The sequence below is a fragment of the Caballeronia sp. LZ003 genome (assembly GCF_031451465.1).
Classification (GTDB): Bacteria; Pseudomonadota; Gammaproteobacteria; order Burkholderiales; family Burkholderiaceae; genus Caballeronia.
Genome location: NZ_JARUXJ010000003.1, coordinates 581453 through 595296, shown reverse-complemented (window position 1 = coordinate 595296; position 13844 = coordinate 581453). Strand labels below are relative to the sequence as shown.

At 59.2% G+C, this 13844-nt stretch carries 4 protein-coding genes; 3 read left to right on the top strand and 1 reads right to left on the bottom strand.

Annotation, left to right across the window (positions count from 1 at the left end; translation table 11 throughout):
- Nucleotides 1-11134, bottom strand: an 11134-nt coding sequence (locus QCE79_RS20350) for a hypothetical protein (RefSeq protein WP_309847372.1), incomplete at its 3' end; no start/stop codon positions are given.
- A 379-nt stretch (nt 11135-11513) separates the two neighbouring features.
- Here QCE79_RS20350 and QCE79_RS20345 point away from each other — a divergent pair.
- From QCE79_RS20345 to QCE79_RS20335, 3 genes are all read left to right on the top strand, one after another.
- Nucleotides 11514-12665, top strand: coding sequence for a tetratricopeptide repeat protein (locus QCE79_RS20345; RefSeq protein ID WP_309847370.1), 1152 nt, complete (start codon nt 11514-11516; stop codon nt 12663-12665).
- Nucleotides 12666-12815: 150 nt separating this feature from the next.
- Nucleotides 12816-13082: a flagellar biosynthetic protein FliQ gene (locus QCE79_RS20340; RefSeq protein ID WP_309847369.1), complete on the top strand. Its 267-nt coding sequence runs from the start codon at nt 12816-12818 to the stop codon at nt 13080-13082.
- 1 nt (nt 13083) lies between these two features.
- Nucleotides 13084-13842: a flagellar biosynthetic protein FliR gene (locus QCE79_RS20335; protein WP_309847367.1), complete on the top strand. Its 759-nt coding sequence runs from the start codon at nt 13084-13086 to the stop codon at nt 13840-13842.
- Nucleotides 13843-13844 lie beyond the last annotated feature (2 nt).

The window sequence follows — 13844 nt, the reverse complement described above, 5'->3', positions numbered from 1 at the left end:
GCGCGTCGTACTCCACCCGCGATTGCGCGAACACATACGAGTCGCCGAAGTTGGTGAAGTATTCCGCCGTGCGATTGCCGTCGCCATCGTATTCGTACAACGACTGCGTCTTGGTCGCGTGGTCCACGATCGAGCGCACCAGGCCATGCGAGTAATACGTGTAGTCCACGTCCTGACCGGTGCTGCCGGTTTGCTTGGTGACCAGACCGGCCCAGTTGTACGTGTAGCTAAACACGTGGCCGCCCAGGTCCGTGTGTTTCGTCACGCGGCCGAACGTGTCTTGCTCGTCGATCGTGGTGCGGCCGTTGGCGTCGGTCATGGTCTTGATCCAGCCACCCGTCACCGATGTGCCCACCGAGGCGATGCTGTTCGCCCACTTGTAGTCGTACTGAACCGTGCGGCCCGCGGCGCTCACGGTCTTGACGATACGGCCATCGGCGTCGTAATACGTCTTCTCGCGCCCGCCCAGCGCATCCGTATGCGCGATGCGTTGGTCCAGATCGTCGTACTCGTAGCGCTCGACGCTGCGCTGACCGTTCGTCAGCACCGGACGGTCGACTTCGATCAGGCGGTTCTTGGCGTCGTACCTGTACTCGGTGCGCCGGCCCAGTTCATCGGTCGATGCGCGCAGGTTGCTGAAGCCGTCGTACTGATAGACCTTGCTGTAACCGAGCGCATCCCACGACTTCGAGATGCTCGGTGTTGCCGTACCGTAGTTGTACTGTTGCGTGCTCAGATGCCCGTTGGCATCGAGCAGGCCCACGAGATTGCCCGTGCGGTCGTAGTAGAAGTGCGTCAGCGGATTGACAGTGGTTTGCACGCCGTTGGCGAGCGTCACGCTCACCTGCGGCTGCGCCTTGAGCACCAGCATGCCCATCGTGTTATACGACGAGTACGTCCAGTTACCCCGCCCATCGCGCTCGCCCGATACTTCGCCAAATGCGTTGTGATGCTGCAACCGGTCGATGGTCATGTCCTTCGCCAGCTCGTCGATCACCCCGACGATATCGACGTTGGTCACCGGGTTGTTGCGCGTGCCCGTCAGGAAGTAGCTCTGCCGCTCCATCAGCACGTTGCCTGCCGCGTCCTTGGCCAGATACCGGTATTCGTATTCGACGTTGGTGGGCAACGCGCCCGCGTCAAACAGGAAGCGCCCTGCGCCGTCCCGCGTCAACGTCACGGTCGTATAGGGACGCTCGTAATCGTTGTCCTTCTGCGTGGACTGACGGTACATCAGCGTGAGCGTCTGAACGTTGGCAAGCGCATTGCCCTTGTTGTCCGTGGGCGTAAACTGCATGATCGAGGCGCGCGTGCTGCCCGTGAGCGTCACGCTCGCGTTGTCGCCCGCCTTGATCTCGCCCTGACCCATCGACAGGGGCATGCCCCAGGCATCGTACGAGGTGAATTTGATGGCATAGCGTGCGCCTGTGGCGAGGCCATCGCGCGTCGTGTCCCACGCGAAGTCACCGTTCGAGTTCGTAAGCGTTGCGTATTTCGTCACGCCGTCCTGAAACCACGAGACCACCATGTAGTCCGTGCTCGCCGGTTGCGAATGAAATACCACCGAGGTCTTGTAGTCAGCCAGATACCCTAGCGCAAGCGACGGTGTGCCGCTGCCGCCTGGGAGCGTGATCGTGCCTCGCAGGGAATCGAGCGTGGCTCCGGCCGAGTTGCACAGATCGATCGAGATGTCGTAGCCACTCGCGCCATAGCCCGACATGTCGAGTGTGAACGCGCCCGTGGCTACGTTTCGATACACGGGCATATCGACTTGCCAGCTCGCGTCGTTCGGCTTGCGCAGATGCACGACGAGATGGTCCGCAAGCTGCATCTGCGAGCTTTGCAGCGAATACAGATTCAACACCTGCGGCGCAGTCCAGATGTAGCTACCCGAAGCGTCGACCTTGAAGCCCGCGCGTTCGCTTGGCGCGTTCAATGGGATGTCGACATGCGTGACGCTGGAGCCACCCGAGCGGGATAGGTGCACGGAGTAGCCGTCACGACGCAGCAATGTACCGGCAGGACCGTTGCCGCCGTCGCTGACCGCGAGGAAGATCATCTCGTAGTCGCCGTCGGAGAGGTCCGATACGTCGGCGGTGTATGAGTTCGTTGTGCTGTCCGCGCTCTTCGAGAGCGGCTTGAAGTTCTCAACAGAACCCGCTGGCCGGTAGTAGAGCATCCCCTGAGCATGAGGGAGCGAGCCATGGGCGACGGTTATACTATTCGCTGTCGATAATCCGGACAAATTCTCCGTTGTGCTCAACACGTCGCCCCCAACATTCGGAGTCTCGTAGTCGGGATAGTTGTAGAGATGTCCTTTCCTGGTGATTGTTCCTATGCTTTTGGGCTGCCCACCGCTTAAAGGGTGAACGATTAAGTCGAGCGTATAGCCGAAGTCAACGTTCATGACGTCAGCGTCTACGACCTGCCCCACGCTGGGGAATTCAAAGCGGGCTGCATCGTCGTTCACGGCCGAGAACAGCGTGATCGGTTCGAAAACGTGCTTAACCTCCGGATTTTTTGGACCGCCGTAATAGCCGAACGTGACGAAGCTTGTGCACGTTAATGTCGCTTCGATCTGGCTTGCACCATAAACGCTTTGGAAGTCGGGCAAGACAAGTGACATCGCCCCTACCGATATCTGGATACCGTCGTTCCGAGAGATAACTAGTCGCCAAGGCAGGTGAATCGAAACGGAAAGATCTGCCGCGCTACTCACCGCCACATCCCCGCCCTCAACCGGCAGCGTCGGCCCCGTCACCGGCCGGTTCGCTCCATCCATCCACCCGCCAATACTCAACTGCGTATTGGCGAACTCTCCTCCATCGATAGGAATATCCACCGGACTATAGAAGATGTAAGGCACTCCGCCCGACGTCTTCGGCTGGCGAATTTGGATGACCTCGTTGCGCTCGTCATAGCGCGTGAAGGTCTGCATCATGTCCACGTTCTGCAGCAGCGCCTTCAGATCGTCGCCCGTGGCGATCACCTGATTGCGCAAGTCCGTGTTCATCGACTCGATCTTCAGCGTCGCGTTGCCATTGCGGTCGTAGATGAACAGATGCGAGATACCGTCGCCGAGATTCGAGCGCACCACGCGGCCAGCGTTGTCGTAGTCCGCATATTCCTGCCAACTGCCGCCAGGACCGCCACCATTCGTGCGTCGTCCCGTGATCTCGCCAAACGCGTTGTATCGAAGCTCGAGCTTCGCGCCATCCTGTCTTATCGAACTATTGTTGCGAAGGGTCATCCTGTTGACGCGCGACACCTCACGATTCATCTTGTCGTAGACGACATCCGTGTTGGTGTCCCAGCTCGCGCCGTCAGCGTCCTTATAGGCCGCGGAACTGTTCGTGACATTGCCTGCCGCATCGTAGGAAAAATAGGTCGACGAGCCGTTCGGCCCCGTGATGTAGTACAGCCCATATCCACCCCAGTAGCTGTACTTGAACTCGTGATCCGGCGACCCGTCGCCCGCCGAAACTCGCTCAGTCGTTACGCGGTTCAGTGCGTCGTACACGAAGGTCGTGATCGATCGCACGAGCCGGCCCTGATAGTCCGCGAACTGCGGCAAGATCTGCGTGATCTGCCGCCCGAGCGCGTCGTAAGAGTAGTCGTACTGGCTGCCGTTTGCATCCACGCGGCGCAGGATATTGCCATCGCCGTCGTAGGTATAGCGGCTGGTGGCATCGCCCGTCAGTTGCTGGAGATGTCCGTTTGCATCCACCGTGGCGTGTTGCACGTTCAGGCGAGTCTCACTCGTCTTGCGTCCATTGCGGTCCCACGTGTAGTCCGTAATGCGGTCGTCGTCGCTGCGCGGCCACGACGCGATCAGCCCTGCACCGAGCGCGGCATTGGCGGACACCGGGTCGGGATAAGCCTGCGCATAGTGAATTTCCTGAGTCACGTTGCCCTGCGCGTCGAGCGCATAGGCAATACCGTAGCCCTTCGGATCGATCTCGAGTGTCTTTTGCCCCGAGTTGTTATAGAAATAAAGCGTGGAATTGCCGGCTGGGTCCGTCTTGACGATGAGGAAACCGCGGGCGTCGTATTGGTACTTCGTGACGAGTTCGCTGCCCGACGTGAGGTAATAGGCGCCACGTTGATCGTCGCCACTCGTCGGGTCGAAATAGCCGTTGGCCACGTTCATGACTCGCGACTCGACGAGATGCCCGTTTGCATCGTAAGACGCGCGGGTTTCCCGCACATTCCCCGCGTTCTTCGGCGCGGGCGGCTGCGACCCGGCCACGGCCGCGACCGCGTCGGCGTACACCCGCGTGCTGATGACGTTGCCCGCAGCATCGAAGGTCAATAGCGTGAGCGTGCCTTCGGCATCTACTTCGCCCGTGCGCCTATTGGCTGCGTCGAAATACCAGGTCGTCGTGTTCCCGTTCGGATCGGTCTTCGAAGTAAAGTTACCGCGCGCATCGTAAGCATAGTGCTCGACCGTCGGGACATAGAGGGTAAAGTAAGTTCCAGGGTTCGTCTTTGATATCACCCGATCCTGAAGGTCATAGGCATATTGTGTGACGCGTTCGGCGATCTGCCAGCTTTGCAGATCGAGCTTGGCGTTTTCGGTCACGGTGATGCAGTTACCGCGCGAATCGTACTCGTACGTGTTGGTGGCGAGCCTGCCCTGTTCGTTGGTAATGGGCAGCGTCTCGGACAGCTTCAGTCCGCGCCGGTCATAGGAATAGCTGAACACACCGCCAAGTTTGTTGGTGTAGCCCGTCCGGTTGCCGAACGCATCGTAGGCGTACTTCTCTACGTGACCTTCCGCATCGGTGGCCTTGATGAGCCGGCCCATGCCGTCGTATTCGAGCGTCGTCACGGCATCGCGCGCATCAGTCGGCGGCAACACGCTCGCTGTATTCGCACGCCAGCCGTCGCGCTTCCAAGACTCGTCGATGGCGCCAGGGCGGAACTGCGCATAATGCGTTACCTGAACCGGCTCGCCGAATGCGTCGTAGCTCGTGCTGACCACGGAGTTTTCCGGACTGACCTGCATCACCAGGCGATTCAACCCGTCGTAGAAGTACACAGTGGTCGCCGACGTGGGATCGCTCAACGTCACGACGTTGCCAAACGCGTCGTACTGGTATCGCGTCACGTTGCCCAGCGCGTCGGTGGCAGATGCGAGATGCCCGCTTGCATCGTACGTCTGAACGCTCGTGTAGTGTGCAAGCAGGGCCTGCCGCTGATTATCATTCAGCGCGGCGGCGGCAAGTGCATTACCGCTGCCATCCACGAAACCGAGCGCCTTGCGCTCTGCCATTGCCCACGAAGTGTCTTGCCCGGCGAGTTCGACACCGCGAGGATCGACTGTTGCGATCTGCCGGCCCATGCCGTCGTAGGCATACCGCGTGGTGGATGCCGCCAGCGATCCCCAGGCTCGCGTCTGCTCGACGAGGTTGCCCGCGGCGTCGTACACAAAATGCGTCGTGGACTGCAGGCTCGTGCCGTATGCAAGAACCGTATCCACTGCGTGGCCTTGCGCATCGAGCGCATAGTGCGTGACGACACCCATTGCGTCGACGACATCGGTCAAACGCCCCGCGCTGTCGTAACGATACTGCGTGACCACGGCATCGGCCGGCGGCGTGGACGGCAATAAGGTCGCCGCCTGAGCCGGGTTGGCCGTGCGCAGGTTGTCGTAACGTGACGCGTAACGAATTGTCTGCACGAGATGTCCAGCCGCGTCGTAGCGATTTGCCGTGACGTAGCCCTCCCCGTCGACGACGTAGGCCGGCCGGCCTGCATTGTCGACGATCCAGGTCGTGCCACGATCCGCCGACGGACGCGCGATGCCGGGAGACGCGAGCCATTGCGCAAGTTCGTCGGCCGTAGGGTTGCTCGCGCCGGTCCACGCAGTGGCGTAGGCCGTCTGGCCGATGAGATGACCATTCGCGTCATAACGGTTCTGCGTCACATAGCCGAGCGAATCGACAGTGAATACGGCACGGTTGGCAGCGTCATAGAGCACTCGGGTCGTACGGTCGCTCACATGCATGGCGCTCGTCTGCGCCTTCAATGCGCCGGACAACGCCAGGGTGTCCGGCAAGCCATCGAGCGCGATCGCCGTCCCGTATGCGACGCGCGAGATCACATTGCCGTTTGCGTCGTACGTCTGCTCGGTCACGTATCCGAGCGCGTCGACGGCGAAACGCAAGCGCCCGTCAGAGTCATAGGTGTAGCGCGTCAGTTCGTCGTGTTGCGGCCATGTCGAGACGCTCGCGGCAATTTGCCCCGCGCTCGCCGCCAAGGGCAAGTTGCTCAAGGCTATCGGCCGCGCGAAACGCTGTTGCGAAACCAGTCTTCCTTCGCCGTCGTATGCCGAATGAACGACCGAGCCCACCGCATCCACCGACCAGATTTGCCGCCCCTGCGCGTCGTAGACATAGCGCGTGACGCCGCCCGCCGCATCCGTCATCGCGACGACATTGCCGCTCGCGTCATACGTGTAACGCGTCGTAAGGTTAAGCCCGGAGGGATCGAGCGTGGACGACACCAGACGGTCGAGATTGTCATACGTTTTTTGTGTGACCCGTGGCGTCGCCGTACCAGCACCTTCGGTGATCGTCACCACGCGTCCGGCGCTGTCGTATGCAAACTCGGTGCGTAGCTTGAGGCCCGACGGATCGGTCGTGACCGACACGGCTCGTCCGTCGAGGTCGTAGTTCGTCTCCGTGACCAGGCCGGAAGGATCGGTCGTGCGCAGCAGCGCGCCCTTTGCGTCGTACTCGTAACGCGTCACGAGCGCGAGGCCGCCCGCATCCACCGTGCGCGTGAGCACGCGACCAGCGGCATCGTAAGAGAACGCGGTCTTCACGCCCTTCGCATCCGTCGTCGAGATCAATTGCCCTGCGTGATCGAACGCTTGCTTCGTCGTTGCAAGCGAGTCCTGCGTCTGAATCAGATTTCCGTCGAGGTCGTAGGCATAGGAGGTCGTATTGTTTCGACCGTCCGTGATTGCGATGATCTGACCATCCTCGTTATAGGTCGAGGTCGTGCGAATGCCCTCGGGCGTCGTGACCGTGATCTGCCGGTCGAACGCGCTGTATTGGTACTTCGTGGTGTGTCCGGTGCGGTCAGTGCGTGTAAGTACGTTTCCGAACGCGTCGTAAGTAAGTTTCGTCTGACTTCCGGCGGCATCGGTCAGTACGACCACGTTGCCGTTTCGGTCATAGGCCTGTTGCCGCACGAAGCCAACCGCATCGACTGATTGAGTGACCCGTCCGAATGCATCGTAAATGGCCTGCGTGACGATGTTCAGGCCGCCAGCGTCGCGCACCTGGCGGATCTGTTGTCCGACGCTGTCGTAGTCGTAGTTGGTCGTCGTGCGAACGCCCGCAGCGACGTCCTGCGTCTGCGATATCACTTCGCCGAACGCGTTGTACTTGTAGTCCGTACTCGCGCCTGATGCATCGGTGCGCCTCAAAAGGCGCCCTGTCGTGCTGTAGCTGAACGACGTGCGTGATGCCCGACCATCGTTGCCGAGTGCGTTGAACGTCTGCGCGAGTGCCGCGGTGAGTGGCCCGCCCGCGAGCGAAGCGAGTACGGTGGAGGTCAGGCGCGTCGCGTAGACGACCGTCTGCGTCATGTCGTCCATCGCGTCATACTGATGCTCGACTACTTCGCCCGCTGCATTGACGACATGCGTAAGACGGCCGACCACGTCGTAGAAATAAAGCGTCCTGTTGCCGTTAGCATCGACCATCGACGTGCGCAGTCCCGCCCCGTCGTAGCCATAGCGCACGCCCCAAGTGTTCCAGATCGTATCTACCTGCGATAGCGACGGATTCGCGCCCAGCGCCGCGAGGGCCGCACTGCCTTCACCGCTCAGTTGCGCGATCAGACGACCCTGTTCGTCATAGCGGTATGTCGAGCTTCGACCGCCATGCGTTTCACTGACGAGCTGGCCCACGTTGTCATAAGCGTAATGCGTATTCGCATTGCCACTCTGCGAGAACGACGTGGTGTCGACGAGGCGTCCCATCGCGTCGTATTGATAGGTCGTGCGCTCGATCTCACCGGGAACACCTGCCGTGTCCAATGCACTTGCGATATCGAATTCGAACTGCAAGGCCACACTGCCAGTTCCGCCGTTGTCCCACACGGGCGATCCGCTCGGTGCCTGCACACGCCCGTTGACAGTCAGTTCCGAGACTGAAATCGAGGCATTCTTCGACCATCGCAATTCGACTGTATGATTGGCGAGCGACACGTAATTCGAAGCCGTGAACGTGTAAGGCTGCCCCGTTGCGGAGGAGACCGTAGCCGTCCCCGCTTTGACACCGTCGATCCATACGTCCACCGAAACTGGCTGAGATGAACCGCTCGGCACGGCGCGGAAGCTGATCTGCACTTGCTGAGGTGCGGAAGCCGCCCCAAGATCGACCCGCGCGCCTCGGGTGCGTTCGATCACGTTGCCCGCCGTATCGTAGCGATACCGGGTGACATATCCCTCGCCATCAACCTCCGCAATCAGCCATCCGCGTGAGTCATACATGTAGCGGGTATGAACGTCCTCGGCGTTGCCAGCCGGAGTCAGTTGCCCCAGCGTGCCGTTGGCGCGATACGACGTGTTCGTCGCATTCGCGTAGCGGATGGTCTCGGTGCGCTCGCCCGCGCCGTTGTAGCGGTATTCCGTAAGAAAGCCAAGCGCGTCGAGTTCACCGGCAAGCCGACCGTTCTGCCCGTAGAAAAAGCGGGTGACGTGATCCTTATTCGGATCGGCCTGGGGAAGTTCTTGCGGAGGGCTGCCGTTGATCGTCAGTCGATTGGCAAAGACTGTTGTCTTCTCCGGTCTACCGAAAGAATCGAAGAGCGTCTGCGTCACCACGCCGTCCGAATCCACGGTATGGTCGATGTAGTTCCACCCTTGATAGAAGTACCAGACCGCGCGGTCAGCGGCGTTCGTCGACGGCCGTATTCCGGCGTTATCCAGCGTGAGCGTGGACGAATCCTTCTTTTCGACCGGCCGCCCTTGTGCATCGACAAGCGTCGCCAATTGGGCGCCGGTCAGCCGCGTCGCGTACGTGATCGTCTTGTCGACCCACGTGAAATACCCTGACCAAACGTATTCGGTCAGCGTGCCATCCGGGGCGATCTGCGCGGTACGTTGCCCTCGCGCGTTGTACAAGTAGTGCGTAACCCCGCCGTTGGCGTCGGTGGTCATCCGCAGACGGCCGTTGGCGTCGTAGGCTTGCTGAACCTGAGACAACACTTTGCCCGCCAGGGTGTCCGCAACCGCGATCAACTCACCGGCCGCGTCGTATGTCGATATGCGCGTCAGTCCATTTGCGGAGGTAATGGCTACGGTGTGCCTGGCGCTGTCGTATTGATAAGTCGTGACCGCGCCGGCAAAATTCGTCGCAGCCAGAACGCGGCCGAGACCGTCGTACACAAATTGCTCGCAACGTTCATTACCCGGCTCTCCAGCATAGTGTTGCAGAAGACGCCCGAACTGGTCATAAACGTAACGCGTGATACTGGAATCGGCTGTGACGACACCTGTTCCATCTGCATTCAACCTGGCATAGCGGGTGACGGACGCGACATTGCCGCGATAGTCGTAGGTCGTATCCGTGCGGATTGCCTCGCGTGGGTCCGCACGGTTCGCGGTCCAGTCGTCCAGCGTGGCCAGGGAGATGGCTGCTTTTTCGTCCAGCCCGCTGACGTCGTACGTTGAAGCCGTATACTCGATCTTCGATACGACCTGCCCTGTGGCGTTGTACCTGTACTCCGTGACATTACCGCTACCGCCAACCTCATACCGAAGGTGACCGCGTGCGTCGTACGCATAGCGAGTCGTATAGGCGATGGCAAAACCAAAACCGTTGTCCCTGTGCTTGTTATCGTGCACGGTCTCGGTCAGAACATGGTTGTTCGCGTTGTATGTCCGGATGACCTCGGAATTGTTCAGGCTGACGTCGGTACACTTTCCCTCGACATCGTACGAAAGACGAATTCCTTTACTGTGATCTTCGAAGTTCGTGAGATCGCCCTTGTCGTTATACGAGAACGACGCGTACCGGCCCGCGTAATCGTCCACGACGAGGAGCCGTCCAGAGGCATCGTATGTCAGGACCGTGCTGTACCCGAGGGGGTTTGTCACCGTGGTTTTGTTCGCGGCCGTGTCGTACTTCAGACTGGTCACGCGCACCGATCCCGCGTCACCGGACTCCGTGATCGTGCTCACACGATATTGCCCGCTCACAAGCGCATAAGAAAACGCAAGCTTCGCGCCGTCGGATTGCGTGACGGTCGATATGCGGCCGCTACTGCCGTCGTATGTATAGTTGGTGGCGAATGTCTTACCGTCGGCAATGCTGTTGTCGTCCGGACTCAGATCTACCATGACCTGCGACAAGCGTCCCTGCGTGTCGTAGGCGTAACGCACAGCAGTCGATGTGACCGGCTGTCCGTTCGCATCACGGGATACGGTGCGCAGCGCGATCAACTGCTGCGACGCGTTGTAGTCGAGGTTCGTGACGTCTCCACCTTCCGTCATTACCTGTGACAGAAGGCCCACCGCGTTGTAGACGTAGCTTACGGTGTTACCGTCGTTATCGCGCGCGGCGATCAAACGTCCATTCTTCGACGCATCGTAGGTTTCAGTGATGCCGTCCTGGCCATCGTTCCACCTCCATGCGTTCGATCCGGCGTCGAAGGTCAGCGTACCGCGAGACGACGTCGATACATTCAACATGGCCGGCGCACCGCCTTCGTAGTCTGCGATATGCGCCGCGACGCCGTCCGTGGACATGTAGCACTGCCTGCTTGCGTCGTACTGATAGACGACGGTGGTGCCGTCCCAGTCTGTGCGGACGACCGTGCTTCCCGTCGTGTTCAACGTGCCGGTCAAGCCGCTGACGGAGCGTATGCCGCCTGGCTGCCAATTGTCGCCGGTGAGCTGCCCGAGGCTGTTGTATGCGCGATTGATGGCAGTGTTCACTCCACGACCGATCAGCAACTGGTCTCTATCTTCGATGATCAGATTGCCCGTGGCCGCGTTGACATAGATGCGTTCACCAGTCTGCCCGAAAGACGCCTCTCCGACATGTCCCGTAGCGCCCAGTCTCTCCGACGACGTTTGCACGCCAAGCCCGTTGCCCGTAACGATCGATACCATATTCGCCTCAACCTGATTGATGTGTTCGCAGGAGTACGACTCACATGCACCCCTTCCATAATCAAGTTGTCGGGAAGATTCTCTAGCGGTTAAGCAAACCGAAAGACTTTTTTCAATCCTTTACATTCGACGTCTAAACGCCTGATTAAGATCGCCTTCGATATCCGAATCAGCGACGGTGTCGAAGACGGATCAGGTTATCGGCGAATTTCGCTTCACGTTAAGAAATTCGCCCTTATCTTTGCAAACCTTTACATCGAGCAATGTTCAAACGCTTCGAATAAGGAGAGGCAACGCATGCTCCATTCCATCTTGCTCGTCTCACATAGACGCCTCATTTCGTTGCGCCGATAATCGAGCTGCATTCAAGGAGACTCACGTGCCGCAAACTTCCGCTTCGCCCTCGTCTATAGCTGCTGAACAACTCAGAAAATGGCTTGGCTTTCTCGAACAGGACCCTACCAACCCAAGCCTGCTCCAACTGGCTGCATCCAGCGCTTTCGACGCCGGAAAGATTGCGCTATGTGAGGGATTGATCGAGCGGTGTGCATCGCTCGGCGCTTTATCACCGGCCGTGGCCAACCTTCAAGGCTTGGTCTTTCTGTCACAGGAGAATTTTGAGGAAGCGTTGAAGTGCCTCACTTCGGTCGAAGCCAGCCATCAGGATCCGGTCGTTCGCTACAACATGGCGTATGCCCACGCAATGCTCGAGCAATATGACGCAAGCGCCGCGCTGCTGGACGAGACGGTCGTCAATGCCGTGCCGGCAGCAGCGACGCTTGCAGTGCGCGTCGCACATCACCGTGGAGATCTCGAAGGAGCCATGACGCTGGGAGAGCGTCATGCACGAGGGGCCGACTCGAATGCAGAACTTTTCGGCGCACTCGCTTCGGTCTATTTCGACGCTGATCGCCTCGATGCGGCGCGACGTTTCGCGCTGCTTGCTCCCGACGAGCCCGACAGCCTGACGGTACTTGGTCTGCTCGAACTTCAAGCTGGCGCACATGCCGAGGCGTCGGAGCTGTTCAGTCGCGCGCTCCTTGTAGATCCATCGAGCGCACGCGCCATGCTTGGAATGGGCCTTTGTCAACTTGCGCGGCAGGATTTCGAGCATGCGGCGATCAATCTGGATTCAGCTGCATTGGGCTTGAAGCGCCACGCGGGTTCCTGGGTAGCATCCGCATGGGCACATCTTTACAACGCGGACCTCATAACCGCTCGCGCTCGGTTCGAACACGCCGCGATACTCGATCGCGGTCTGGCTGAAGCGCCCGGCGGTCTGGCCGTGATCGCCTGCCGGGAGCAGCGCCTGGACGAAGCAAAAAGCCTGGTCAAGACAGCGCTCCGGCTGGATCGCAAGTGTCTTGCGGCTGCGCTCGCATCAAGTATGCTCGCCGCACAAGCGGGCGATCCGGCGCAGTCCGACGCGATCATGCAGCGCGCCCTCAGTAGTCCGTTCGATGCCGACGGAAAGACGCTTGTGGATTTGATATCTCGTCATTCTTTGAAAACAATCAAGGATGGCTATTGAAAATTCGAGATTTACCTTATCTTACAAACGAAAAGGTTACGGAAAGCAATTTAATAACAAATCGTAAAATTGATCCAGCCAAGATAATTATTCTCCTACTGCCCTGGTTAGAATAAGCTTCCTATTGCTATCGAAATATCGAAAGAGAACATGTCGGCAGACCAGGCACTTCAATTCATGTCGCAAATGATGTGGACAGGATTCGTGGTCGCCGGGCCTGTCCTCTTTGCATGCCTGATCATCGGTCTTTCCATCAGCGTGTTTCAGGTGGTCACTCAGCTTCAGGAAATGAGCCTGAGCTACGTTCCAAAGCTCATTGGCGCAGCCATCGTGCTAGTTCTTCTAGCGCCGTGGATGCTCAGTCGCTTGACGCGTTTTGCGACATCCTTGTTCAGCATCATTCCAACGTTGGGTTGAGATGGCCATTGATATCGCAACTGGTTGGGCTTTGTCAGCTCTACTCATATCGTTACGACTTGGACCGTTACTGGTCCTGTCTCCGCCATTCTCTCAGTTGAAGGTGCCCATGCGCGTTCGCGTGTGTTTGGCATTGGCGCTAGGCGCATGTCTTGCGACGTCTACTACATCGAACGCAGCCGTCACCATGAGCAATGGCGAATTTGCGTCGGCGCTATGCATTGAATTGATGCTAGGACTCGCCATCGCTCTTGCTTTTCAAGTCGCGTTCGGAGCTTTGTCCTTCGCCGGAAGAGTAGTGGATGTGCAGGCAGGCTTCGGTCTTGCAATGGTCATGGATCCCGGTTCCCGGCAACAAGCGCCCTTATTTGGCACGATCTTCACGCTTGTGGCTGGCGCCACCTTCTTCTCGCTCAACGGCCCGGACGAGCTTCTCAGACTATTCGCCAACCTCGTTCGACTGATGCCGCCGGGCTCAGCGCGTTTGAACGTTGAACCTGGCGATCTGATCGCCTATGTCGGCATAGTCATGGCCGCTGGTCTGGGGGCTGCGGCAGTCGTCATTCTCTCGTTGTTCATGATCGACGTTGCCATTGCGTTCTTGTCCCGTACCCTGCCGCAAATGAACGCGCTAATGCTTGGACTTCAGGTCAAGACAATCGCCACCTTGCTGGTCGCGTCGTTGTCGGTTGGTCTTCTCGCGCCCGCTGTGTTCAGGATCATCAGCCTTGCACTCGGGTTCTTGCCCTCCTTGATCTGAGC

What these genes read in the sequence shown, in the direction of transcription:
- QCE79_RS20340 (WP_309847369.1), top strand. Translation starts at nt 12,816, where the DNA reads ATGTCGGCAGACCAGGCACTTCAATTCATGTCGCAAATGATGTGGACA.
- QCE79_RS20335 (WP_309847367.1), top strand. Translation starts at nt 13,084, where the DNA reads ATGGCCATTGATATCGCAACTGGTTGGGCTTTGTCAGCTCTACTCATA.